The following is a 24988-nucleotide window of genomic DNA, read 5'->3' as shown; positions in this document are numbered from 1 at the left end:
GTGACCGGGTCCGCCCAGGATGTGGTCCTTTCCGGACCGAAGACGTCAGCTGGAGGCCGAATGAGGTCAGTAACGCACACCAGCAGCGCGTACGGAATCGCCTCCACGCCTCCTGATCCGCACCCCCGCGCCGAGTCCTGCCCACGCTGCGGCGGCCTGCTCGCCGTCAACCAGGACGGATGGAAGATCTGCCACGCCTGCGGCTACGCCTCGCCACCCGGCACCGCGTCGCCGCCCCGCTCCGCCGGCAGCGGTATCGTCACCCCCACAGTCGTCAGAGCCTGTGTCTAGACCTCAGGTCCCGGGGGGCACGATGAATGCGGTGCGAGTGACGGCCATCGCGTGCTTGATGCCGCTGTCCGAGCTGGACGACGATCCGTTCCTGGTCGACGACCGCCGCCAGCACGAAATGTGCTCGCAGTGGGCCGCGGACCGCGACTACCGCCTCACCTGGCGGCTGAGCCTGCATCACCTGCGCGCCGACCACTGCGCCCTGTGGCAGGACGTGGAGGCGGGCCTGGTCGATGTCTTCGTCGTGCCGAACCGCCGCGCCCTGGAGAACGCCGTCGACTCCGCCGAAGAATTCACCGCCCGGTGCGTCGCGGCCGGCGTCCGGCTGGAGACCGCCGACCTCGCCGAGCCGGTCTACACCGCGGCGATGAAGTCCCACGTGCACCGCCGGCTGTCGATGCCGACGGCCGGCTACAACGGCTGCTGAGAGCGCAACTGCTGCTGAGAGCGAGCCCTTACTCGGTCGTCCGCTTCGGGCGCCACACGACCAGCGCGCTGGTCTGCTGCACGTCCTGATAGGGCACCAGGTCCCGGCGGTAGCTGGCGTGCACCGCCGCCTCCCGCTGCTGGATCGCGGCGGCGGCGCCCTCCACCGCGCTCTGCAGCTCGGCGACCCGCTGCTGGAGCGCCGCGACCTGATTCTCCAGCTCGATGATGCGCTTGATGCCCGCGAGGTTGATGCCCTCGTTCTGCGACAGCTGCTGCACCTGGCGGAGCAGCTCGATGTCGCGGGCCGAATAGCGCCGACCGCGCCCGGCCGTACGGTCCGGTGAGACCAGGCCGAGCCGGTCGTACTGACGCAGCGTCTGCGGGTGCAGGCCGGAGAGCTGAGCCGCGACGGAGATGACGTACACCGGCGACTCGTCGGTCAGTTCATAGGGGTTACGACTGCGACGCCCGCCCCGGCTGTCCATCATCAAGCTCCCTTCGCGGCCTGGTAGAGCTTCGATCGCGGGTCCTCACCCGCGGTCGCCTCGCGATACGCCTCCAGCGACGCACGCGCCTTGTCGTCGAGGTCCTTGGGCACGACCACCTCGATGGTGACCAGGAGGTCGCCCCGGGTGCCGTCCTTGCGCGCCGCGCCCTTGCCGCGGGCCCGCATCGTCCGGCCGTTCGGCGTGCCGGCCGGGACCTTCAGGGTGACCGGCGGCCCGCCCAGGGTCGGGACCTTCACCTCGCCGCCGAGCGCGGCCTCCGGGAAGGTGACCGGCACGGTGACGGTGAGGTTGTCGCCCTTGCGGCCGAACACCGGGTGCGCGTCGACGTGCACGACGACGTACAGATCGCCGTTGGGCCCGCCGCGCTCGCCCGGAGCGCCCTTGCCGCGCAGCCGGATCCGCTGCCCGTCCGAGACGCCCGCGGGAATGCGCACCTGCATCGTGCGCGAACTCGTCGCGCGCCCGCTGCCCTTGCACACCTCGCACGGGTCCTCGGCGATCAGGCCGCGGCCCTTGCAGTCGGCGCACGGGTCGGTGAGCGAGAAGCCGCCGCCCGCGCCCCGGCTGACCTGCCCCGTACCCACGCAGGTCGGGCAGACCCGCGGGGTGCCGTTCTTGTCGCCGGTGCCCGAACACGCCTTGCAGGGCGCCGGGCTGGACATCCGCAGCGGGACCGTGGCCCCGTCCACCGCCTCGGTGAAGCTGAGCGTCACCTCGGACTCGATGTCCTGGCCGCGGCGGGGCTGCGTACGCGTGCCCGCGCCGCCGCCCCTGTTGAACAGGCCGCCGAAGACGTCCCCGAGGCCACCGCCGAAGCCGCCGGCGCCCGCTCCGCCCTGTGCGCCCCCGAAGAGGTCACCCAGGTCGAAGTTGAAGCTGCCGCCGCCGGCGCCGCCGGGCCCCGGACGGAAGCCGCCGTTGCCGAACAGCGCCCGCGCGTCGTCGTACTCCTTGCGGCGCTTGGGGTCGCCCAGGACGTCGTTCGCCTCGGAGATCTCCTTGAAGCGCTCCTCGGCCTTGGTGTCGCCCTTGTTCGCGTCCGGGTGGTTCTCCCGGGCCAGCTTGCGGTACGCCTTCTTGATCTCGGCGTCCGTGGCGTCCTTCGGGACGCCGAGGACCTTGTAGTAGTCCTTCTCGACGAAGTCCTTGGTGCTCATCCCCGACGTCCCTCCTCCCGTACTGTCCTGCTTCTCACGTCAGCCCTCGTCCGGGCCACCGCTCTCCTCGTCCGACTTCTCCTCGGACTTGGCGGCCTGGGCCCCCGGCTGGGGCTCGGCGACCGCGACCCGCGCGGGGCGAATCGTTCGCTCGCCGATCCGATACCCCGGCTGCAGGATCGCAACGCACGTCGTTTCCGTGACGTCCGGTGCGTACGAGTGCATGAGCGCCTCGTGGATCGTCGGGTCGAAGGGCTCGCCCTCCTTGCCGAACTGCTGCAGGCCGAGCTTGGCCACGACCGTCTCCACCGACTCGCCGACCGACTTGAAGCCGCCGACCAGCTCACCGTGTTCACGGGCCCGGCCGATGTCGTCGAGGACCGGCAGGAGCTCGGACAGGAGGTTCGCCGCGGCGATCTCCTTGACCGTCACCCGGTCCCGCTCCACCCGCCGGCGGTAGTTCTGGTACTCGGCCTGGAGCCGCTGGAGGTCCGCGGTGCGCTCATTGAGCGCGGTGCGCACCTGGTCCAGCTGGGCCACCAGACCGGCGTCCTGGCTCGCGTCCCCGGCCGGGGCCGGGCCCGCCTTGTCGGCGGACCCGGCGCCCTGCGCCGCATCGTCAGGGGCTGCGGCGTCAGAGGGGACGTCAGGCTTCTCGTCAAAGCCCGGGGTCTCCTCCGTCACGCGGCACCGTCCTTCTTGTCCTTCTCGTCGTCCACGATCTCGGCGTCGACGACATCGTCCTCGGCCTTGGCCTGCTCGCCACCGGCGGCACCCGCGGCGCCCTCGGCACCCGCAGCGCCCTGGGCGTCGGCGTACATGGCCTGGCCCAGCTTCTGCGAGACGGCGGCGACCTTCTCGGTGGCCGTACGGATCTCGGCCGTGTCCTCGCCCTTGAGCTTCTCCTTCAGCTCGCCGACGGCGGTCTCGACCTCGGTCTTCACCTCGGCGGGGACCTTCTCCTCGTTGTCCTTGAGGAACTTCTCCGTCTGGTAGACGAGCTGCTCGCCCTGGTTGCGCGTCTCGGCGGCCTCGCGGCGCTTGTGGTCCTCGTCCGCGTAGCGCTCGGCCTCCTCGCGCATGCGGTCGACCTCGTCCTTCGGCAGCGAAGAGCCGCCGGTGACGGTCATCTTCTGCTCCTTGCCCGTGCCCAGGTCCTTCGCGGTCACGTGCATGATGCCGTTGGCGTCGATGTCGAAGGAGACCTCGATCTGCGGGACGCCACGCGGGGCCGGCGGCAGACCGGTCAGCTCGAACATGCCGAGCTTCTTGTTGTACGCCGCGATCTCGCGCTCGCCCTGGTAGACCTGGATCTGCACGGAGGGCTGGTTGTCCTCGGCGGTGGTGAAGATCTCCGAACGCTTGGTCGGGATCGTCGTGTTCCGCTCGATGAGCTTGGTCATGATGCCGCCCTTGGTCTCGATACCGAGGGACAGCGGGGTCACGTCGAGGAGCAGAACGTCCTTGACCTCACCCTTGAGGACACCGGCCTGCAGCGACGCGCCGATGGCGACGACCTCGTCCGGGTTGACGCCCTTGTTGGCGTCCTTGCCGCCGGTCAGCTCCTTGACGAGCTCGGCGACGGCCGGCATACGGGTCGAACCGCCGACCAGGACCACGTGGTCGATCTCGGACAGCTGGATGCCGGCGTCCTTGATGACGTTGTGGAACGGGGTCTTGCAGCGGTCGAGCAGGTCGCTGGTGAGCTGCTGGAACTGCGAGCGCGTGAGCTTCTCGTCCAGGTGCAGCGGGCCCTCGGCCGAGGCGGTGATGTAGGGAAGGTTGATCGTCGTCTCGGTGGAGGACGACAGCTCGATCTTCGCCTTCTCAGCGGCCTCGCGCAGGCGCTGGAGCGCCATCTTGTCCTTGGACAGGTCGACGCCGTGGCCGTTCTGGAACTGCTTGACCAGGTAGTCGACGACGCGCTGGTCCCAGTCGTCACCACCGAGCTGGTTGTCGCCGTTGGTCGCCTTCACCTCGACGACGCCGTCGCCGATCTCCAGCAGCGAGACGTCGAAGGTACCGCCACCGAGGTCGAAGACCAGGATGGTCTGGTCGTCCTTCTCCAGGCCGTACGCCAGCGCCGCGGAGGTGGGCTCGTTGACGATGCGCAGGACGTTCAGGCCCGCGATCTCGCCGGCCTCCTTGGTGGCCTGCCGCTCGGAGTCGTTGAAGTACGCCGGAACGGTGATGACCGCGTCCGCGACCTTCTCGCCGAGGTAGGACTCCGCGTCCCGCTTCAGCTTCTGCAGGATGAACGCGGAGATCTGCTGCGGGTTGAAGCTCTTGTCGTCGATGTCCACCTTCCAGTCGGTGCCCATGTGGCGCTTGACCGACCGGATGGTCCTGTCGACGTTCGTGACCGCCTGGCGCTTCGCGACCTCGCCGACGAGCACTTCACCGTTCTTGGCGAAAGCGACGACGGACGGCGTGGTCCTGGCGCCCTCGGCGTTGGTGATGACGGTGGGCTCACCGCCTTCGAGAACACTGACGACGGAGTTCGTCGTGCCCAGGTCGATGCCGACCGCACGTGCCATTTCGATTCCTCCAGCTGACATTGAGTGGAACTGGCTCAAGGGTGCACCAGAGATCCGCCCCTGTCAAAGGACCTGAGCCAAGCTCACTCAACTCTCCTGCGGAAGATCTGCGCAGCGCGATATTTCCGCAGGTCACAGCGGTAAGGCAGGCCGGGAGAGGGAACGCCGGGGGTACGGCAGACACGTCATCGACACCCCCACCCTCCCCCTCATGGGCGACCGCCGCATCCCCGGCGTGTCGCGCGCACGCGAGCGGTAGAGGCGGTACGACACCGTTAGGCCACCCTCAGCGACGCAGATCACCGCCGCGCCCGGTACAGCAGGGCAGGAATAGTGGGTAATCTCGGAGGGATTAACTAAGTTACTGCTTAGTAGTTACCGAGACACCACCGAAGAACCCGCTCACGCAGGCCCGAGGAGCCACCCATGCAACTCGCCGCGATCATCGTGTCGCTGGTCCTAATCGCGGTCGGCGTCGCACTGTTCGGCCGCGCCATTGTGCAGATCTACCGCTACATGCGGCTCGGACAGTCCGTACCCGCCGGTTCACGGACCAATGACCCCACGCAGCGCACCGTCACGGTGGTCAAGGAATTCCTCGGCCACACCCGGATGAACCGCTGGGGCGTCGTCGGCGTCGCGCACTGGTTCGTCGCGGTGGGCTTCTTCTCGCTGCTGCTGACGATCGTCAACGCCATCGGCCAGCTGTTCAAGGCCGACTGGCTGCTGCCGGTCATCGGCGAGTGGGCGCCGTACAACATGTTCGTCGAGTTCATCGGCACGATGACGGTGCTCGGCATCCTGGTCCTGATCGCCATCCGGCAGCTGAGCAAGCCGGGCAAGCCTGGGCGCAAGTCCCGCTTCGCCGGCTCCAACTTCGGCCAGGCGTACTTCGTCGAGGCCGTCATCCTCATCGTCGGCGTCTGCATCTTCATGCTGCACGCGCTGGAGGGCGCCCAGCACCATGTGGACAGCTACGAGGCGTCGTTCTTCATCTCGTACCCGGTCGTCTCGTGGCTGGAGGGCCTGGACGTCTCGACGCTCCAGAACCTCACCTACTTCTTCGCCGGCCTGAAGATCGCGACGTCCTTCATCTGGATGATCACCGTCGCGCTCAAGACCGACATGGGTGTCGCCTGGCACCGCTTCCTGGCCTTCCCCAACATCTGGTTCAAGCGCGAGTCCGACGGCGACGTCGCGCTGGGTGCCCTGCAGCCGATGACCAGCGAGGGCAAGGAGATCGACTTCGAGGACCCGGGCGAGGACGACCAGTTCGGCGTCTCCCAGATCGAGCACTTCTCCTGGAAGGGCCTGCTGGACTTCTCCACCTGCACGGAGTGCGGCCGCTGCCAGTCGCAGTGCCCCGCGTGGAACACCGGTAAGCCGCTCTCCCCCAAGCTCATGATCATGGCGCTGCGGGACCACGCACACGCCAAGGCGCCGTACCTGCTCGCCGGTGGCGGCAAGGACATGGAGGGCGAGGAGAAGGCCTCCGAGGAGCAGCTGAAGGACGTGCCCGCGTCGGCGCTGGCCGAGGCCGAGCGCCCGCTGGTCGGCACCCTCGAAGAGAACGGTGTCATCGACCCGGACGTGCTGTGGTCCTGCACCACCTGCGGTGCCTGCGTCGAGCAGTGCCCGGTCGACATCGAGCACATCGACCACATCGTCGACATGCGCCGCTACCAGGTCATGATCGAGTCCAGCTTCCCCAGCGAGGCGGGCACGATGCTCAAGAACCTGGAGAAGAAGGGCAACCCCTGGGGCCTGGCCAAGAAGCAGCGCCTCGCCTGGACCAAGGAGGTCGACTTCGAGGTCCCGGTCGTCGGCAAGGACGTCGAGGACCTCACCGAGGTCGACTACCTGTACTGGGTCGGCTGCGCGGGCGCCCTGGAGGACCGCGCCAAGAAGACCACCAAGGCCTTCGCGGAGCTGCTGCACATCGCGGGCGTCAACTTCGCCATCATGGGCGGCGACGAGAAGTGCACTGGCGACTCGCCCCGCCGTCTGGGCAACGAGTTCCTCTTCCAGCAGCTGGGCGCCGAGAACGTCGCCACGCTGAACGCGGCCTTCGGCGAGGACGACGAGGACCCGGAGTCCAAGAAGCCGAAGTCCAAGAAGAAGATCGTCGCGACCTGCCCGCACTGCTTCAACACGATCGCGAACGAGTACCCGCAGCTGGGCGGCGAGTACGAGGTCATCCACCACACCCAGCTGCTGCAGCACCTCATCGACGAGGGCCGCCTGACCCCCGTCACCCCGGTCGAGGGTCTGATCACCTACCACGACCCGTGCTACCTGGGCCGCCACAACAAGGTCTATACGCCCCCGCGCGAGATCATCGCCAAGGTGCCGGGCCTGCGGAACGAGGAGATGCACCGCCACAAGGAGCGCGGCTTCTGCTGCGGCGCCGGCGGCGCGCGCATGTGGATGGAAGAGCGCATCGGCAAGCGCATCAACAACGAGCGCGTCGACGAGGCGCTGTCGTTGAATCCCGACATCGTCTCCACCGCCTGCCCGTTCTGCCTCGTCATGCTGACCGACTCGGTCAACGGCAAGAAGAACGATGGCAAGGTCAGCGAGAACGTCCAGGTCGTCGACGTGGCCCAGCTCCTGCTGGACTCGGTCAAGACCCCGGCGGACCCGGCCGGCGAGGCCGAGCCCGCGGACGAGCCGGAGCCCGAGCCGGTGAAGTAACCGCAGTACGTACTTGCTGTACGACCTGCTGTACGACCTTTGACGGCCGGTCCCGCATCGCGCGGGACCGGCCGTCGTCGTTCGCGCACCCGTGGCCGGATGTCCGGAACCAGATGAACATGCGGACCCATGACGTATGTCCGTGCGAACATGAGGCGCCGGATGCGGATGGGGCGCTGGGGGGCGAAGTGCGGTACCGGGGATCACGAGCGGCACGCGCGGCGGGGGCCGTTCTGTGCTGCGCACTGCTGGCGGCCGGCTGCGGCCTGCTCCCGGCGGGCGGCGGCGCCCGCCCCGCGGCCCACCACGCTGCTTCCGGCCCCCCGGTACGGCCCGTCCCGCACGGCAAGGGCAGCAAGAAGGCCGACGACTTCAACGGCGACGGCCACCCCGACCTCGTCCTCGACACGCTGCTCAACCCCGACGACAGCCACGACGACGACCCCGGGATCGGCATCGTCTACGGCTCGAACCACGGCCTCGACCCCGCCGTGCGCCGGCTCCTCACCCCGGCCCGGCACGCGGCGCCCACGGACGGCGTCGTACCGGCCGTTTTCGACGCCGAGGCCGCCTGCGACCTGGACGGCGACGGCTTCACCGACCTCGTCGTCAGCACCGATCCGCCGTACGACGGCCAGGGCCGCCCGCCCGTCCCCGTACAGCTCCTCTTCGGCTCCCCCGAAGGGCTCACCGCGCGCGCCGTGAAGCTGCGCATCCCAGACCGGGCCAGATTCGGCAACGAGTGGCCCGACCACCCGGTCTGCGGAGACTTCGACGGGGACGGCGCGCAGGACCTGGTGGTCACGGCGTCCGGGCCGCGGGCGAGCTTCCTGCGCGGGCCGTTCACGCGCGCGGGCGCGCCGAAGGGGGCCGGCGCGCCGCTGGACATCCCCGGCACGGCGCTCGCCGGGCTGCCCGCGCCCGTCGACGTGGACGGGGACGGCGCCGACGACCTGCTCGTACGGTCCGGCGCTCCGAACCGCCGCGCGCCGGGGCGACTCGCGCTGGGCGGCGCGCGGGGGCCGGACGCGGCGGGGGCCGCGCTGCCTGCCGGGTACGACGTGGCGTTCGGGCGGTTCGACGGCGGGGCGGCGATCGACGCGGTGGTCGCCGGGGGCGAGCGGCTCGCCGTCCGGTACGGCATCGGCACGGCGGCCCCGCAGAGCGCCACGGTCCGGGTGGCGGGCCGGTCGGTGACCGCCGGGGACGTGACCGGCGACGGCCGTACGGACCTGGTCGTGTCCGGCGGCGCGGGGCGCCCCGTACTCCTCCCGGGGTCGGCCGCCGGCCTGCGCGCGGACCGCGAACAGGCCGTACCGAAGGCACCCGGCATGCCCACCGCCGCACGCACGACGGTGCTCCGGCTGGCCGACTACGACGAGGACGGACGGGCCGACCTGACCCTCCTCACCCGCTCGGACAGCCGGGACGCGGTGACGGTGCACCGGGGAACGAGGTCCGGATTCGCGGCCGAGCCTGCGGTGTCATTCAGCACGGCGGCTTTTACGGAGTGAGCGCGGGCGGGGCCCGCTGACAGGGTGCCTCCGGCATGCAACCCTCCTGCCCCTTCGTGGGTCTTGTGATCGCCAACTGCCGCTGTACACCCGGTAAATGACCGGTGAACCACGGCGGACGGCACTCATCCGGACGGGATGCGCCCGCATCCCGCATGCAGCAGGAGAACAGCGTGCCCAAGCACCTTCGTACGGCCGTGGCCACCGCAGCGGCGGCGGCCCTGACCGGCGGTCTGCTCACCCTCTCCACCGGCCCCGCGACCGCCGCGGCCGGCGGCCTGCAGGGCGACTTCAACGGCGACGGCTACCGCGACCTCGCCGTCGCCGCACCCGCCGCGACCGTCGCCGGCCACAAGAACGCCGGCGCGGTCACCGTCCTGTACGGCTCGGCCGACGGTGTGTCCGCCGGCCTGCAAGCCACCTTCACCCAGAACACGGCGGGGGTACCGGGCTCGGCGGAGACCGACGACTGGTTCGGCCTGTCCTTCTCGGCGGGCGACTTCAACTCCGACGGTTACGCGGACCTCGCCGTCGGCGCCCCCTGCGAGGACGTCTCGGGCGACACCGACGGCGGCACCGTGCAGATCCTGTGGGGCTCGGCATCCGGCATCTCGCGTGCCGCCACGATCCCGGACCCGGCCCCGACGAAGCACGACTCCTTCGGTGCCGCGCTGGCCGCCGGCGACTTCGACGGGGACAAGAAGGAGGATCTGGCCGTGGGCACCACGGCGGCCACCCTCCGGATCCTCAAGGGCGGCTTCAGCTCGTCGGGCGTCCCGGCCGCCAAGTCGGCCGTCACCCTCCCGATCCTCGGCGGCTCCGATGCCGGGATCATCCGCCTCACCGCGGGCCGGGTCAACGGTGACGGCCGTACGGACCTGGTCGTCGACGGCTTCCAGGACATTCCGCAGGGCGAGAACTACTACAACGCCAACTACTTCCTGCCCGGCTCGGCCTCCGGCCCCACCACTTCCGGCATGCGCAAGCTGCCCGCCGGCGTGATCACCGCCATCGGTGACACGGACGGCGACGGCTACGGCGATCTGGTCACCGGTGTGCATTGGGACGACACCGTGCCCGGCAGCACAAAGGGCGGCAAGGTCAACGTCATCTACGGCTCGGCGAGCGGCCCCACCAGCCGGATGGACACCATCACGCAGGAGTCCGGTGCGGTGCCCGGCAGCTCCGAGCGCGGTGACGTTTTCGGGTACGGGGTCTCGCTCGGCGACATCGACGGCGACGGCAGGCAGGACCTGGCGATCGGCGCGGGCGGCGAGGACATCGACGGCGTCGCGGACACCGGCTCGGTCACCGTGTTCCGCGGCTCCGCCTCCGGCATCGACACCACACAGGGCGTCCAGTACTTCCACCAGGACACCCCGGGCGTTCCCGGTGCCTCCGAGACCAGCGATTTCTTCGGCGGTGAGGTCTTCCTCTCCGACCTCAACGGCGACAGCAGAGCCGATCTGACCGTCGGTGCAGGCTACGAGAACGACGGCAACGGCACGGTCGTCTCCCTGCCGTCCGACGGCACCCGCATCGGCACCGCGGGCGGCCGCTCGGTCTCCCCGGGCGCGGTCGGCGTGTCCACCACGGGCCGACCGCAGTTCGGCGCTTTCCTCACCGGCTGACCCCGAGTTCCTAGTCCCCCGCCGAGGGATCCCCTAGGGGATGTCACAGCTCGGCAGCAATGCCCGTCCTGTCCGCCCTCTCCCGCATGCGACCCGTCGGGACCAGGTACGTTCGAAGCGTGGCTGGATTCAGGATGGGTCGCGGACGGAACTCCCGCACCGCGCAGCAGGGGCAGCAGGGCCAGGCCCCGTACGGTCAGCAGGCTCCGCACGGTCAGCCTGGTCCGTACGGAGCACCGGCACCGTACGGTCAGCAGCAGGCGCCGTACGGCCGGCAGGCCCCGCCCCCCGCACAGGGACAGTGGCAGCAGGCTCCCCACGGCGGCGCTCAGGGCGCCGGCCGGCACGGTGAGCCCGAGTACTTCGGCGACCAGGGGCACGCACCGCGGCAGCCGCCCTACGGCGGCGGCAACGCCCGCGCGGACGCACCGGGCCACACCCAGCAGTTCAGCGTGGGCGAGGCGCCGGACGCGTACGGGGACGGCCAGTACGGCGGCCAGTACGACGACGGTCAGTACAGCGGCGGCAGCACGTACCACGCCGGTCAGTCGGCGGCTCCGCCCGCCGGCCCGCGCCTGCCGTGGAAGGAGCTGCTGACCGGCATCGTCCGGCAGCCCGACCAGACCTTCTGGCGGATGCGCGACTACGCCGTATGGGGCCCAGCCCTCGTCGTGACCTTCATCTACGGCCTGCTCGCGGTCTTCGGCTTCGACGCCGCCCGCGAGGACGTGCTCAACGCCACGCTCTCGCAGAGCATCCCGTGGGTGCTGATCACCGGCGTGATGTTCGTCATCGGCGGGCTGATCCTGGGCGCGGTGACCCACACCCTCGCCCGGCAGCTCGGCGGCGACGGCGGGTGGCAGCCGACCATCGGTCTGTCCATGCTGATCATGTCGATCACGGACGCGCCGCGGCTGCTCTTCGCGATGTTCCTGGGCGGCGACAGCACGCTCGTCCAGGTCCTCGGCTGGCTGACCTGGCTCGCCGCCGCCTACCTCTTCACCACGATGGTCCGCCGGTCGCACGACCTGCCCTGGCCCAAGGCGCTGGGCGCCTCCGCGATCCAACTGGTCGCCCTGCTCGCCCTGGTGAAGCTGGGCACGCTGTAGCGACGGCACGGCGTAGCGACGATCGCCGCCGCGTCGGCGACACATCCTGATGCAGTAGGGCCCCGTTCCGGACGGAACGGGGCCCTACTGCATATCAACTGCCTCTGCTCACACGCTGTTTCACGTGAAACGCTGCGTGGCCGACCCGTCACACTTCTGCAGTCGCACTCGATCCTTCGCCGAGGCCAGCGTCAGGCACAGCTCCCGGGCCGCCTCCGGCCGGATGCTCTGCGTCGCCGCGTCCTTCACGAACCGCTGGTTGGCCGCACCCGAGCAGTTCCACAGCACCACTCCGGCCCCGGCCTCGTACTTCGCCCCCGGCACGTCCAGGCACCGGTCCTGCGTCAGCTCCACATGCACCGACCGCCGACCGCTGTCGTACCACCAGCCCTGATTCCTCTGGTCCTTGCAGTCCCAGCCGCCGACGGCCGTGCCGTTGCGCGAACTGCCGCCGGCCGCGTCCACACAGCTCCCCGTGCCGGCGTTCTTCAGCGGCCGGTACGCATCGTCCCAGGCCCCCGCGTACAGCTCCGGCTTCCCCGTGCTCGCCGGGTCCGCACAGGACGCCTCGCGCAGGCCGGACGCATAGAGCTGGGTCAGGCAGGAGGCGAACGCGGCGTGACCGCGCGCGTTCGGGTGGAAGGACTGGCGTACGGAGTTGGCGTCCGGCGGGAAGGGGTGGGAGACATCGACGTACAGGCCGCGCGCCCAGGCGTCCTCCATGCACACCTCGTGCCCGTGGAAGAGCCGCGAGTTGTCCAGGTACACGGCGCCCGAGTCGCGGGCCGCCTTCCGCATGCCCTCCTGGAATGCCGGGACCGCGGCGTTGCGCCCCCACGCCGAGTCGGAGGTGTAGCCCGTACAGCCGCCCGGCAGCTTCCCCGGGAAATTGGGGTTGTCCTCGATGTCCGGCCCGATCGGGCTCGGGTACCCCATCACCACGAGCTTGTAGTCGCCGTCCGCGTATCCGGCGTCCCGCATCACCGTCCGCAGATCACCGACCGTCTGCTCGACCTTCGGCACCAGCCCGTCGACCCGCGCCTGCCACCCCGGCGCGTACTTCGGCTCGCAGGGCCCCTGCAGCAGCAGCCAGCGCGTGACGCAGTCCGTCATCACCGGCCCGAACTGCAGGTCGTCATTGGCCCCGGCCACCAGCACGATCATCTTCAGCCGGGTGTTCCTGGCCTTGATCGCCAGACTGTCGCTCTGCACCAGCTCATCGGCGTACTGCTTGCTGCCGCCGATCCTGATGTTCCCGGTGTACGCGCCCGAGCAGGACACGTTGTACGTCACATCCGCGGCGATGCCGGTCCGGTGGATGGCCGCGTCCGGCGACCGGTGGCACCAGTTGTCCGGCCCATCGGTCCCCGGCTCGTACGTCCCGACGCCCTCCCCCGAGATCTCGCTGTCCCCCAGCGAGATCAGCGAGGTCTTGCGCTGTTCCCTCGGGCGTTCGGCCGGGTCCCCGTACAGCTGGGTGGCCTCCTGGGCCCTGATCTTCTCCAGCTCGGGCGGCAGCGGCTTACTGTCCGCGGCGGTCGCCGCGGCCCCGGCCGACGGCCCCGCCGCCACGCTCGCCCCCGTACCGGCGGCGGTCACACCACCGGTCAGCACCATCACAGCGGCGGCTGCGGTCACCAGCCGCCGCCCTCGTCTCGCACGCACCATTGGGCCTCCCCTCCGGTCTGCTGTTACCGCCGGTTCTACTCGCAGGTAGACCCCGGCGGAACATCAGCCACAGAATTGGCCCGAATTCGCCCTGCGTACCAACTGGCCCGCAGGGAAGGGGATTTCAGGCGTCGAGAACCTGGCCCTCACGCCGCACGACCGGCGGCTCGACGCTCCACGGGAAGTTGATCCAGTCGTCCGTGCGCTGCCAGACGTACTCGCACTTCACCAGCGACTGCGACTTCTCGTATATGACCGCGCTGCGCACCTCGGCGACGGTGCCCTGGCAGAAGTCGTGCACCAGCTTCAGCGTCTTGCCGGTGTCCGCGACGTCGTCGGCGATGAGCACCTTCTTGTCGCTGAAGTCGATCACGTTCGGCACCGGCGCCAGCATGACCGGCATCTCCAGCGTCTCGCCGACCCCCGTGTAGAACTCCACATTCACCAGGTGGATGTTCTTGCAGTCCAGCGCGTACGCCAGGCCGCCGGCGACGAACACCCCGCCCCGCGCGATGCTCAGCACCACATCGGGCTCGTACCCGTCATCGGCGATCGTCTGCGCCAGCTCACGAATGGCGGTACCAAACCGCTCATACGTCAGATTTTCCCGCACGTCAGTCACGTATCTCTCTCAGCCCTCTAGCGATTCCCCATCGCATCCGCCGTACGGTCCTCAGACCTGCGTACGGTGGAAGTTCTTGTACGAACGCGAGGGCGTCGGCCCACGCTGGCCCTGGTAGCGGGAGCCGTACCGCTCCGACCCGTACGGAAACTCGGCCGGCGAGGTCAGCCGGAACATGCACAGCTGCCCGATCTTCATGCCCGGCCACAGCTTTATCGGCAGCGTCGCGACATTGCTCAGCTCCAGCGTGACGTGCCCGCTGAACCCGGGGTCGATGAACCCGGCCGTCGAGTGCGTCAGCAGCCCCAGACGCCCCAGCGAGCTCTTGCCCTCCAGCCGTGAGGCGAGGTCGTCCGGCAGCGTGATGACCTCGTAGGTCGACGCCAGCACGAATTCGCCCGGGTGCAGGATGAACGCCTCGTCCCCCTCGGGCACGACCTCCCGCGTCAGGTCGAGCTGCTCGACGGCGGGGTCAATGTGCGGATACCGGTGGTTCTCGAACACTCGGAAGTACCGATCGAGGCGCACATCAATACTCGACGGCTGAACCATCGACTCGTCGTAGGGATCGATACGCACCCGGCCCGCGTCGATCTCGGCCCGGATGTCCTTGTCTGAGAGAAGCACGCCACGAGGATACGCGCCCGGTACCCGGGGCTCCGCATCGCGCATCCGCCCCGCCTACCCGCCCCGCCCCCGCACCCCGCCCGGACAGCCGCGAGGGCCCGGCCCCCTTCCGGGAACCGGGCCCTCGCCACCCTCGTTAGCGCTTCTCCATCTGTACAGGGACCGCGTGGCGCAGCCGCGCACAGCGCGGGCACCGCAGCAGCCGACCGGGGCCGAGCCGGTCGGTGGTCTGCATCGGGAACGAAGCGGTGCTGAACACGTGCCCTTCGGCACAACGGACGACGGTGCGCTCCATCAAGTCCCTCTCCCAAACGCATGGACAACAAAAGCCACATTAGGGGATGAACTGGGCGCACTCCCAAGCGGCACTCCGAACCGGGGAAGAGTCCCCACCGTACGCCTCAACTCCCGCACCCCGCACCCGCTTACCGCCCCGCGTCGCCCCCGGACATGACAAAAGCCTCACGGCCGAATACACCGGAGGCTGGGGATGAGGTACAGTGTGCGACGATGCACCGCCCTGCAAGATCAGGCGGTCACGCGGGTGTAGTTTAATGGTAGAACATGAGCTTCCCAAGCTCAGAGCGCGGGTTCGATTCCCGTCACCCGCTCCAGAGTTGAGGCCCAGGTCGGAGACCTGGGCCTTGTTTGTTGTGCGGGCCGGTCCCCCTTGGCCTCCCTTGTCGGCGTCGCTGCGGGAGTGCGGTCAGTCGACCGGGAAGGTTCGGATGGCGGCGATGTCGAACTGGAGGCGGACCTTTTCGCTCACCATGGCGCCGCCCTGGGCGAGTTTGGCGCTGTAGGTCAGGCCCCAGTCGGTGCGGTTGATGGTGGTCGTGCCGTCGAAGCCGACCCGCTCGTATCCGAATGGGTCGGTGACGTGGCCGATGTAGGTGAGTTCCAGCACGACGGGCCGGGTGATGTCCCTGATGGTGAGGTCGCCGGTCATGCGGTAGACGTCGTCGTCCGCGAGTTCCACGGCGGTGCTGGTGAAGGTCATCCGGGGGTAGCTCGCGGCGTCCAGGAAGTCGCGGCCGATGACGTGTGCGTCGCGCTGTTCCACGCCGGTGTCGATGCTCGCGGTGGACAGCGTTATCTGCGCCTCGGAGCGGGCCGGGTCGCGGCCGTCGAAGTAGAGGCGGCTCTCGTACGCCGTGAAGGCGCCGCGCACCGTGGTCACCATGGCGTGCCGGACGGAGAAGCCGATCCTGCTGTGCGCGGGGTCGATCATCCACTCACCGGTGAGCGCGGCGAAGTCGGGGTCGGGCAGAACGGCGAGGTCGGAGGGGGCCGGAGCGGCGGGGGCTGCCGCGCGGCGGGAGGAGGAGCTGCGGCCGAACAAGTTCATGGGGGATGTTGTTACTTCAAAGTAAGAATGGGCGCAACCCCTGTTCAGAGGCGCGGAATTAGATAGTCCGGTGATCGGTGGCGCGCGCGTGCTGCCGAGCGCGCAAGACGTTAGCGCGGTGTTAGTGGATCAACAACGGGGGCGCCGAGTGTAGGTGGCGCGGAACGGAAGGACCGGCCGCACCGACGCCACCACCAGGGGGACACCATGTCGCACCGCACCCGTCGCCACGGCCGCAAGGCCGCCGCAGCCGCCCTGCTCGCCGCCACCGCGCTCGCCCTCACTGCCTGCCAAGGCGGCGAGTCCGGCGCCGCGGGGTCGGACTCGTCGGCGTCCGCGTCGGCCGGCGGCTCCGCCGGGTCCGCCGACGGCTCGGCCAAGGGCTCCTCGGACTCCGCGTCGCAGACGGGTACGGGCTCCGCCGAGGGCTCCGGTACGGACGCCTCGTCCGGCGGGCAGCAGGCCACCGGGAGCGGCGGCGCGGCCGGTACGGACAACGCGGCCGCCCGCTGCACCACGGCGAACATGACGGCCGGCTGGGGCTCCGCGGGCGGCGGCCGCCCCGATATGAACAGCGATGGCCAGCAGACCGCCACCGTGTGGTTCAAGAACAAAGGCGACAGCGGTTGCACGGTCAGCGGCTTTCCGGGGGTGCAGATCAAGGGCACGGACGGCACGACCTGGGACCTGCGACGTTCCGGGAAGAAGCCCGTACCGGTGACGCTGAAGCCGGGTGAGAACACCCACTTCACGTTCCAGCTGCTGCCGTCGACCCGCGACGACGACCGCAAGGTCGAGCCGGCCACGGTCGTGGTCACCCCGCCGAACGAGAAGCAGCACTTCGAGCTGAAGTGGCCCTACGGCGGCGCGATCCTGGACCAGTCGGGCGCCACCCGCCCGGGGACGTTCGTCAACCCGGTCGACGTGGGCTGAGAACCGGAGAGCCGAACGCGTCAGCGCCCCGCCTCACCGCTCGTGAATGTGCTGATCCCGCCCCGCCTGATAGACGCGGGCCGACCCGGAAGCCGTGGCGTGCTGGGTGATCACCGGGGCCGCCGGGGTCTCCTCGGGGGTGACCTCGGCGAGCAGGGCGCGGAGGTCGTCGGCGACGTCCGGGCGGGTGGCGAGGAGCCGGCGGATGCGGCCCTGCCAGTCGCGGCGCAGCTCGTCCTCGGTCTCTTCGTCGGCGGCGTCGCGGGCCGCGAGCAGATCCTCGCGGGCGGCCTCCAGCTCGGCCGAGACGGTGTCGGCGCGCTCGGGACGGGCCCGTCGCCACAGCCCGACGACGCCCTCCCGTACGCCCTGCCACGCCTCCGTGGCCATCAGCGTGACGAGCGTCGTACCGGCGGTGCCCGCCAGTGCCGCGATCTCCGGATCCATCGGCCGTCCCCCATCTGCGTGCAGCGGCTGCGCGCGGATCTTCGCGCGCCCTTCTCTGTCTGCACGGTACGGGAGCAGGTCCGCGTCCGTACGCATTCCTCTCCAGGTCACGGGTACCGCGTACCCGGCCCGATCCTGCGTTGCCGGGTGACGCCCCGGATCCCAGCATGGGAAGGGTCGGTTCGACGGGAAAGCCGGAGAAGGGTTGATTCATGCGGGATGCACCGGGGACCGGGACGGCGACGGAGAGCGGCGAGCGGACGCGCACGGCGCCTTCCAGCTCGAACGCACAATCCGCTACCGCCCTGTCCGACGACGACGTACGGACGCTCGACGCCCACTGGCGGGCCGCGAACTACCTCGCCGCGGGCCAGATCTACCTGCTGAGCAACCCGCTGCTGAGCGAGCCGCTGGTACCGGAGCACATCAAGCCGCGGCTGCTCGGCCACTGGGGCACCTCGCCCGGCCTGAATCTCGTCTACACGCACCTCAACCGGGTGATCGTCGAGCGGGACCTGGACGCGATGTGCATCTGGGGACCCGGGCACGGCGGGCCCGCGGTGGTCGCCGGGTCCTGGCTGGAGGGCAGCTACTCGGAGATCTACCCGGATGTCGGGCAGGACGAGGCCGGGATGGCCCGGCTGTTCAAGCAGTTCTCGTTCCCCGGCGGGGTGCCGAGCCATGTCGCGCCGGAGACGCCCGGGTCGATCCACGAGGGCGGCGAACTGGGGTACTCGCTCTCGCACGCGTACGGGGCCGCCTTCGACAACCCGGACCTCCTGGTGGCGTGCGTCGTCGGCGACGGCGAAGCGGAGACCGGGCCGCTGGCCACCTCCTGGCACTCGAACAAGTTCCTGGACCCGGTGCACGACGGCGCCGTACTGCCGATCCTGCACCTGAACGGGTACAAGATCGCGAACCCGACGGTGCTCGCCCGGCTGCCGGAAGAGGAGCTGGACGACCTGCTGCGCGGCTACGGGCACGACCCGCTGTACGTCACGGGCGACGACCCGGACACCGTGCACCGCGAGCTGGCCGCCGCCATGGACCGGGCGCTGGACCGTATCGGCGCCCTCCAGCGCGCCGCCCGGGACGGCTCGGCCACCGCCCCACCCGCGCGGCAGCCCTGGCCCATGATCGTGCTCCGTACGCCCAAGGGCTGGACCGGCCCGCGCAAGGTCGACGGCAAGCCCGTCGAGGGCACCTGGCGCGCCCATCAGGTCCCGCTCGCCGCCACCCGCGAGAACCCCGATCACCTGCGGGAACTGGAGCGCTGGCTGCGTTCCTACCGCCCGGAGGAGCTGTTCGACGAGCGGGGCGCGCCGCGCCCGGACGTACTGCGCTGGGTACCTGAGGGAGCGCGCCGGCTCGGCGCCAACCCGCACGCCAACGGCGGCCGGCTGACCCGCTCGCTCCCGATGCCGCCGCTGAGCGAGTACGCCGTACCGGTGAAGCACCCCGGTACCGAGCTCCGCGAGCCGACCAAGGTGCTCGGGCAGCTGCTGGAACGGGTCATGGCCGACACCGCCGAGAGCCGCAACTTCCGCCTGGTGGGCCCGGACGAGACCGCGTCGAACCGGCTGCAGGCGGTGTACGAGGCGTCCGGCAAGACCTGGCAGGACAAGCTCCTGGACACCGACGAGGATCTGGACCGGCACGGCCGCGTCCTGGAGATCCTCTCCGAACACACCTGCCAGGGCTGGCTGGAGGGCTACCTCCTCACCGGCCGGCACGGCCTCTTCTCCTGCTACGAAGCCTTCGTGCACATCGTCGACTCGATGGTCAACCAGCACATCAAGTGGCTGAAGGTCACCGGCGACCTGACCTGGCGCCACCCGATCCCCTCGCTCAACTACCTGCTGAGCTCGCACGTCTGGCGCCAGGACCACAACGGCTTCTCGCACCAGGACCCGGGATTCGTGGATCACGTACTCAACAAGTACCCGCCGGCCGTACGGGTTTACCTCCCGCCGGACACCAACACCCTGCTCTCCGTCGCCGATCACGCCCTGCGCAGCCGGGACTACGTCAACGTCATCGTGGCGGGCAAGCAGCCCACCTTCGACTGGCTGGACATGGACCAGGCGATCGCGCACTGCGCGCGGGGCGCGGGCGTATGGGACTGGGCGGGCACCGAGCGCGGCGGCGCGGCACCGGACGTGGTGCTGGCGTGCGCGGGCGACGTACCGACCCAGGAGGTACTGGCCGCTGCCGCGCTGCTCCGCGAGCACCTCCCCGACCTCGCCGTACGGGTGGTCAACGTCGTGGACATCGCCCGCCTGTTGCCCAGCGAGGACCATCCGCACGGCATGAAGGACGCCGAGTACGACGCGCTGTTCACCACCGACCGCCCGGTGATCTTCGCCTACCACGGCTACCCCTGGCTGATCCACCGCCTCGCCTACCGCCGCACCGGCCACGCCAACCTGCACGTACGCGGCTACAAGGAACACGGCACCACGACCACCCCCTTCGACATGGTGGTCATGAACGACCTGGACCGCTACCGCCTGGTCATGGACGTCATCGACCGAGTACCGGGCCTCGCCGTGAAGGCCACGGCGCTACGCCAGCAGATGCAGGACGCCCGCACCAGGCATCACGCGTACATCCGCGAGCGGGGCACGGACATGCCGGAGGTGGCGGACTGGCGGTGGCCGTACTAGGTCGCGTCTTCGCCGGTACGCGCCAACAGCCCGCAGCCGTGGGGGTACGCGCCAACACCGGCAGCTTCGTGGAGAAGGTGCCGGTGTCGGACGCGTGACCGGCTGGCGGGTGCCGGACGCGTGGCCGGCGGGACAGGCGCCGGCCGGGGACGGACGGGGCGGGCGCCGGACCGCAGTCCTCCGGCGCCCGCCGCCGTCCGGTTTACGGAGATGCCCGACGAGGGCTGCCAGGCCCGCCGGACATCCCCGGGTTCAGGGGGCCGGTACCAGGTCCCAGGCCGGGAACGGGTCGTCGTACGCCGCCCAGGCCGTGGGTCCGTCGGCCAGTTCGCCGGCCGTGAGCAGGGCGTCGGCGAGCGCCTCGCGCAGCGCGTCGGCCCGTAGGCCGGTGCCGATGAAGACCAGCTCCTGGCCCTGGACGGCGGGCCGGTCCTCGGGGTGCTCTGCCACGGAGTGGTCGTGGTCGTGGTCGTGTTCGTGGTCGTGTACGCCCGAGGGCTCGAAGCGGGCCACCGCGCCTGCCTGGGACCAGAGCCCGGTGACGTCGGGACGGGTCGCCAGTGTGAAGAAGCCCTTGGAGCGCAGGACCGTGCCGTACGTACCGGCGTCCAGCGGCCCGGTGATCAGGTCCCAGAGGCGACCGGGGTGGAAGGGGCGCGGGTCACGCAGGACCACGGAGGAGATGCCGTACTCCTCGGTCTCCGGGACATGATCGCCGTTCAGCTCGGCCACCCAGCCCGGCGCCTGCTCGGCCTTGGCCAGGTCGAACAGGCCGGTGCCGAGGATCTCGGCGGTCGGGATCACACCGCGTACGGTCCGCAGCACGCGCGCTGCCGGGTTGAGCCGGCGCAGCGCGGCCGTCAGCCGCTCCGCCTCCTTCTCCGAGACCAGGTCGGTCTTGTTCAGCAGGATCACATCCGCGAACTCGACCTGGTCGACGAGGAGATCGCTGACGGTCCGCTCGTCGTCCTCCACCGGTGCCAGACCGCGCTCCACGAGGTCGTCGCCGCGGCCCAGTTCGTCGTCGAAGTTCACCGCGTCCACGACAGTGACCATGGTGTCCAGGCGGGCGATGTCCGTGAGCGAGGCGCCGTCGTCCCGGGCGAAGGCGAAGGTCGCGGCGACCGGCATCGGCTCGGAGATGCCGCTGGACTCGATGAGCAGGTAGTCGAAGCGGCCGGCCCGGGCGAGCCGTTCGACCTCTTCGAGCAGGTCGTCGCGGAGCGTGCAGCAGATGCACCCGTTGGTCATCTCGACCAGGCGCTCCTCGGTACGGGAGAGCGCGGCGCCGTCCCGTACCAGGGAGGCGTCGATGTTGATCTCGCTCATGTCGTTGACGATGACCGCGACGCGCAGGCCCTCGCGGTTGCCGAGCACGTGGTTGAGGAGCGTGGTCTTGCCGGCGCCGAGGAAACCGGAGAGCACGGTGACCGGCAGCCGGCCGTCGGGCGGCGTGTGGTTCATGCCGGAGACAGTAGCAGATGATAATCATGTTCAACAAGGGTCCAGAGCGCCACGCACGCCGACGGGGCGCGGCACACCTGGTGACGCATCGGGAATTCCGGTACGGACGGGACGTCAAAAGATTGATATGACGCGGAAGTTGCTTGCCGGTAGTAAGCGGATAGGGTTCTTCCGATCTTCGCTTATCCTGCGCCCGCAGGGCCCGTTTGCGATGCCGCGACCGCCCGAGGACCCGTTTGATGACAGCTCAGACACCCGCCCGTCCGCCCCTTGTGGCGGCGCTGTACGCGTTGCTCGCCGCCCTCGTCGTGACCGGCGGCGCCGTCCTGTGGGCGGTACTCGCGGGCCCGGACACGCTGCGCACCGAGCTGGCGTGGGGCTGCGGCACGGTGGCGGTGGTACTGAGCGTCCTGCTGGCGGTCACGGTGTACGCGGTGCGCACCAGCGCCCGGCACCGCGCCCGGATCGCGGAGCTGACGGCCGCCGCCGACCGGCTCGCGGACGAGACGCTGCCCGCGGTCGTGGCCCGGCTGCGCGACGGCGCCTCCGTGGACACCGCGCTCGGCCACACCCTGATGCCCGCCGACGAGGCGCACCGCCGGATCGTGGAGACGCTGGCCACCGAGGTCGGCCGCGGCGAGCGGATGCGTGCCGCGGCGATGTCCGCCTGCGCCAGCGCGGCGGGCCGCGTCCAGGCGCTGGCCACCAGCATGCTCGCCGACCTGCGCGACATGGAGCACCGGCACGGCGAGGAAGTCCTCGGCGACCTGCTGAAGCTGGACCACACCACCGCGCAGGCGGGCCGGCTGGCGGACAGCATCGCCGTACTGACCGGCGCCCGCTCCGGCCGCCGCTGGAACAAGCCGATCGCCATGGAGAGCATCCTGCGCGGCGCGATGGGCCGGATCAGCGCTTACCGCCGGGTGCGGCTGCACAGCAGCAGTACCTCTGCGGTGGCCGGGCACGCGGCCGAGGGTGTCATGCACGCGCTCGCCGAGATCATGGACAACGCCACCTCCTTCTCGCCACCCACCTCGCCGGTGCACGTGTACGTCGAGGAGGCCCAGGCCGGCATCGTGGTCAGCGTCGAGGACAGCGGCCTGGTCATGACCGAAACGGCGCTGCGCAGCGCCGAGGCGGCGGTGTCCGCCAAGACGCTGGACCTCATGTCGCTGTCCGGCACCCGCCTCGGCCTCGCCGTCGTCGGCTGCCTGGCCGGCAAGCACGGCCTGACCGTCTCGTTCCGGCCGTCGGCCCGCGGCGGTACGAGCGTGGTCGTGCTGATCCCGCAGCAGCTGGTCACCCAGGCGCCGCCCAAGTCGGCCGGCCGTCCGGCCGAGCCCGAGATGCCCGTGGCGGGGCTGCGCGCCGCGCATGACGCGCAGGCGCGCGAGGTACACGAACGGGACGTACGCGACCGTGGCACGCGGGAAGCCGGCGTACGGGAACTCGGCGGACGCGAAGCCGGAGTGCGCGAACGCGGCGGACGCGAAGCCGACGTGCGGCCCGCTCGGGAGACCGACGTGCGGCCCGCGCGGGAGACCACCGCGGACGTGCGCGAGACCACCGACCATCACCCCACCGTCCCCGACCGGGACACGGGTGCCGCGCGCGACGGGGGCGCGTCGCGGGGCCCGGACGACCCGCACGGCCGGAGCGTGCCCCAGGACCGGGGCGCGGCCGGCGTGCCCGCACCGCGCGACGCCGGTCCGGCGCCCGCGACGGAGTACGGACCGAGCGGACTGCCCAAGCGGCGCCGCGGCCAGACCCTGGCCGGCGCGCCCATCCCGCAGGCCCCGCAGGCCACCGGACGCAGCCGCGGCCGCTCCCACGAGGAGTCCGCCGCGCGGCTGCGTTCCTTCCGCCGGGCCGTGCGGGGCGAGGCCCCGCCCGCCCGGCCCACCGCCCCCGAAAATGCCCCGAAGGACGATCCCCGATGAACACCACCGACAACCGCCTGGACTGGCTGCTGGAGAACCTCCTGCAGAAGACGCCGGGCGCCCGGCACGCGCTGGTGCTGTCCCGCGACGGCCTCAAGCTCTGCCACTCCCGGGACCTGAGCGTCGACCAGGCCGACCAGCTGGCCGCGATCGCCTCCGGCATCCAGTCGCTGTCGCACGGCGCTTCCGTGGAGTTCGGTGACGGCAGCGGCGGAGTGCGGCAGGCGATGACCGAGTTCCACGGCGGCATCCTCTTCATCGTCGAGGCCGGGCACGGCGCCCATCTGGCCGTGGTCGCCGTCGAGGACGCCGACGTCGGCCTGATCGGCTTCAACATGAACGAACTGGTCGAGCAGATCGGCGAGTACCTCAGTGCCGCGCCCCGCGAGGACGGCGGCGCCGGCCTGCCGGGCCGGCCGGCGTGAGCCCGCTCGGCCCGGACGACGATCCGGACCGCCTCTACACCGTCACCGGCGGCCGCAGCCGGGCCGCCGGAAGCCGCTTCGACCTGGTCACGCTGATCGTGGCCGAGTGCGAGCCGGCGCCCGGGATGCAGTCCGAGCACGTCCGCATCCTGGAGCTGGCCCGGCGCCCGACGGCGGTCGTGGAGCTGTCGGCGGAGCTGCGGCTGCCGGTCAGCGTCGTACGGATCCTGCTGACCGACCTGCTCGACACGGGCCGGATCACCGCCCGCCACCCGCGCACGGCCGCCCGGGCCGAGCTGCCCGAACCCGACCTGCTGAAGGAGGTGCTCGATGCACTCCAACGTCTCTGACGGCGCGGCCGGCGCCGCCTTGGAGGAGGACGTACGGGCTCCGCTGCACCAGTCCGCCGACAACGGCCTGAAGATCGTGATCGTCGGCGGCTTCGGCGTCGGCAAGACCACCATGGTCCGCTCGGTCAGCGAGATCCGCCCCCTCAACACCGAGGAGACGATGACGCAGGCGGGCGTCGGCGTGGACGACCCGGCCGGCGTCGAGGCCAAGTCGACGACCACCGTCGCCTTCGACTTCGGCCGCATCACCATCAACGACCGCAACGTCCTGTACCTCTTCGGCGCCCCCGGCCAGGAGCGCTTCTGGTTCCTGTGGGACCGGCTCTTCGCGGGCACGCTGGGCGCCGTGGTGCTGGTGGACACCCGTCGGCTGGACGACTCCTGGTACGCGATCGACCGTCTCGAAGCCCATGGGATGCCGTTCATCGTCGCCCACAACGACTTCGGCGGCGAGCCGCACACCCTGGAGCAGATCCGGGACGCGCTGGACCTCTCCCCCCACGTGCCGCTGGTCTCCTGCGATGCGCGCGAGCGTGACTCCAGCAAGCAGGTGCTGATGACTCTCGTACGCCATCTGTACGCACTCGCCGCGGAGGAGGCCACGCAGTGACCGACAACAGGCAGAGC

The 24988-nt window shown here is 70.4% G+C and carries 23 protein-coding genes and 1 tRNA gene; 13 read left to right on the top strand and 11 right to left on the bottom strand.

Annotation, left to right across the window (positions count from 1 at the left end; genetic code table 11):
• The first annotated feature begins 60 nt into the window (after positions 1-60).
• Complete coding sequence (locus AB0I82_RS24935; RefSeq protein WP_363259556.1) at positions 61-291, top strand: hypothetical protein; 231 nt, start codon at positions 61-63, stop codon at positions 289-291.
• A gap of 22 nt (positions 292-313) precedes the next feature.
• Positions 314-718, top strand: coding sequence for a hypothetical protein (locus AB0I82_RS24930; protein WP_030259113.1), 405 nt, complete (start codon positions 314-316; stop codon positions 716-718).
• Between the two features lie 28 nt (positions 719-746).
• Here the strand turns inward: AB0I82_RS24930 and AB0I82_RS24925 are convergent, their stop codons facing one another.
• Genes AB0I82_RS24925 through dnaK form a run of 4 tightly spaced genes read right to left on the bottom strand, consistent with a single transcriptional unit; the run spans position 747 to position 4923 of the window.
• A complete protein-coding gene (locus AB0I82_RS24925) occupies positions 747-1205 on the bottom strand; it encodes a helix-turn-helix domain-containing protein (protein ID WP_363259662.1) in 459 nt (152 codons plus the stop codon).
• Positions 1206-1207: 2 nt separating this feature from the next.
• Positions 1208-2386, bottom strand: coding sequence for a molecular chaperone DnaJ (gene dnaJ / locus AB0I82_RS24920; protein ID WP_363259555.1), 1179 nt, complete (start codon positions 2384-2386; stop codon positions 1208-1210).
• A 39-nt stretch (positions 2387-2425) separates the two neighbouring features.
• Positions 2426-3070, bottom strand: a complete 645-nt coding sequence (grpE, locus tag AB0I82_RS24915; RefSeq protein WP_363259554.1) for a nucleotide exchange factor GrpE — start codon at positions 3068-3070, stop codon at positions 2426-2428.
• A complete protein-coding gene (gene dnaK, locus AB0I82_RS24910) occupies positions 3067-4923 on the bottom strand; it encodes a molecular chaperone DnaK (RefSeq protein ID WP_363259553.1) in 1857 nt (618 codons plus the stop codon). The genes grpE and dnaK overlap by 4 nt, the downstream gene beginning before the upstream one ends.
• 426 nt (positions 4924-5349) lie before the next feature.
• On the opposite strand from dnaK, the gene AB0I82_RS24905 reads away from it, so the two are divergent.
• The 4 genes from AB0I82_RS24905 to AB0I82_RS24890 all read left to right on the top strand — a co-directional run bounded on the left by AB0I82_RS24905 (position 5350) and on the right by AB0I82_RS24890 (position 11871).
• Positions 5350-7617, top strand: a complete 2268-nt coding sequence (locus AB0I82_RS24905) for a (Fe-S)-binding protein (protein WP_363259552.1) — start codon at positions 5350-5352, stop codon at positions 7615-7617.
• Positions 7618-7805: 188 nt separating this feature from the next.
• Positions 7806-9131 carry a VCBS repeat-containing protein gene (locus AB0I82_RS24900; protein ID WP_363259551.1) on the top strand — a complete coding sequence of 442 codons (1326 nt, stop codon included), beginning with the start codon at positions 7806-7808 and terminating at the stop codon, positions 9129-9131.
• A 173-nt stretch (positions 9132-9304) separates the two neighbouring features.
• Positions 9305-10762 (top strand): FG-GAP repeat protein, encoded by a 1458-nt coding sequence (locus AB0I82_RS24895; protein ID WP_363259550.1) that lies wholly within the window; start codon positions 9305-9307, stop codon positions 10760-10762.
• A 134-nt stretch (positions 10763-10896) separates the two neighbouring features.
• Entirely contained in the window at positions 10897-11871 is a 975-nt protein-coding gene (locus AB0I82_RS24890) for a YIP1 family protein (RefSeq protein ID WP_363259661.1), read from the top strand.
• A 120-nt stretch (positions 11872-11991) separates the two neighbouring features.
• On the opposite strand, the gene AB0I82_RS24885 is transcribed toward AB0I82_RS24890, so the two are convergent.
• From AB0I82_RS24885 to AB0I82_RS24870, 4 genes are all read right to left on the bottom strand, one after another.
• Positions 11992-13539: a ricin-type beta-trefoil lectin domain protein gene (locus AB0I82_RS24885; protein WP_363259549.1), complete on the bottom strand. Its 1548-nt coding sequence runs from the start codon at positions 13537-13539 to the stop codon at positions 11992-11994.
• A 124-nt stretch (positions 13540-13663) separates the two neighbouring features.
• Complete coding sequence (locus AB0I82_RS24880) at positions 13664-14161, bottom strand: phosphoribosyltransferase (RefSeq protein ID WP_363259548.1); 498 nt, start codon at positions 14159-14161, stop codon at positions 13664-13666.
• A gap of 51 nt (positions 14162-14212) precedes the next feature.
• Entirely contained in the window at positions 14213-14788 is a 576-nt protein-coding gene (gene dcd / locus AB0I82_RS24875) for a dCTP deaminase (RefSeq protein ID WP_030259148.1), read from the bottom strand.
• A gap of 136 nt (positions 14789-14924) precedes the next feature.
• Positions 14925-15083 (bottom strand): hypothetical protein, encoded by a 159-nt coding sequence (locus AB0I82_RS24870; protein WP_169746141.1) that lies wholly within the window; start codon positions 15081-15083, stop codon positions 14925-14927.
• A gap of 245 nt (positions 15084-15328) precedes the next feature.
• On the opposite strand from AB0I82_RS24870, the gene AB0I82_RS24865 reads away from it, so the two are divergent.
• A tRNA-Gly gene (locus tag AB0I82_RS24865) sits at positions 15329-15402 on the top strand.
• A 92-nt stretch (positions 15403-15494) separates the two neighbouring features.
• On the opposite strand, the gene AB0I82_RS24860 is transcribed toward AB0I82_RS24865, so the two are convergent.
• Positions 15495-16136: a YceI family protein gene (locus AB0I82_RS24860; protein ID WP_363259547.1), complete on the bottom strand. Its 642-nt coding sequence runs from the start codon at positions 16134-16136 to the stop codon at positions 15495-15497.
• A 207-nt stretch (positions 16137-16343) separates the two neighbouring features.
• On the opposite strand from AB0I82_RS24860, the gene AB0I82_RS24855 reads away from it, so the two are divergent.
• A complete protein-coding gene (locus AB0I82_RS24855) occupies positions 16344-17069 on the top strand; it encodes a DUF4232 domain-containing protein (RefSeq protein WP_363259546.1) in 726 nt (241 codons plus the stop codon).
• Positions 17070-17102: 33 nt separating this feature from the next.
• On the opposite strand, the gene AB0I82_RS24850 is transcribed toward AB0I82_RS24855, so the two are convergent.
• A complete protein-coding gene (locus tag AB0I82_RS24850) occupies positions 17103-17627 on the bottom strand; it encodes a hypothetical protein (RefSeq protein ID WP_363259545.1) in 525 nt (174 codons plus the stop codon).
• A gap of 101 nt (positions 17628-17728) precedes the next feature.
• Between AB0I82_RS24850 and AB0I82_RS24845 the strand changes: the two genes are divergently transcribed.
• Positions 17729-20182, top strand: a complete 2454-nt coding sequence (locus AB0I82_RS24845) for a phosphoketolase family protein (RefSeq protein ID WP_363259544.1) — start codon at positions 17729-17731, stop codon at positions 20180-20182.
• A 252-nt stretch (positions 20183-20434) separates the two neighbouring features.
• Here AB0I82_RS24845 and AB0I82_RS24840 read toward each other — a convergent pair whose 3' ends face one another.
• Entirely contained in the window at positions 20435-21646 is a 1212-nt protein-coding gene (locus AB0I82_RS24840; RefSeq protein WP_363259543.1) for a GTP-binding protein, read from the bottom strand.
• 239 nt (positions 21647-21885) lie between these two features.
• Between AB0I82_RS24840 and AB0I82_RS24835 the strand changes: the two genes are divergently transcribed.
• Genes AB0I82_RS24835 through AB0I82_RS24820 form a run of 4 tightly spaced genes read left to right on the top strand, consistent with a single transcriptional unit; the run spans position 21886 to position 24971 of the window.
• Positions 21886-23586, top strand: coding sequence for an ATP-binding protein (locus AB0I82_RS24835; protein ID WP_363259542.1), 1701 nt, complete (start codon positions 21886-21888; stop codon positions 23584-23586).
• The gene (locus tag AB0I82_RS24830) at positions 23583-24011 is read left to right on the top strand and encodes a roadblock/LC7 domain-containing protein (protein ID WP_030260539.1); all 429 of its coding nucleotides are present in this window, start codon (positions 23583-23585) and stop codon (positions 24009-24011) included. The genes AB0I82_RS24835 and AB0I82_RS24830 overlap by 4 nt, the downstream gene beginning before the upstream one ends.
• Entirely contained in the window at positions 24008-24361 is a 354-nt protein-coding gene (locus tag AB0I82_RS24825) for a DUF742 domain-containing protein (protein WP_363259541.1), read from the top strand. Before AB0I82_RS24830 ends, AB0I82_RS24825 begins: the two co-directional genes overlap by 4 nt.
• Positions 24342-24971: an ATP/GTP-binding protein gene (locus AB0I82_RS24820; RefSeq protein ID WP_363259540.1), complete on the top strand. Its 630-nt coding sequence runs from the start codon at positions 24342-24344 to the stop codon at positions 24969-24971. Before AB0I82_RS24825 ends, AB0I82_RS24820 begins: the two co-directional genes overlap by 20 nt.
• Positions 24972-24988 lie beyond the last annotated feature (17 nt).

The organism is Streptomyces sp. NPDC050315 (assembly GCF_040655775.1).
Classification (GTDB): Bacteria; Actinomycetota; Actinomycetes; order Streptomycetales; family Streptomycetaceae; genus Streptomyces.
Note: the sequence above shows the minus strand (reverse complement) of the source record. Positions and strands in the feature narration are given on the sequence as shown.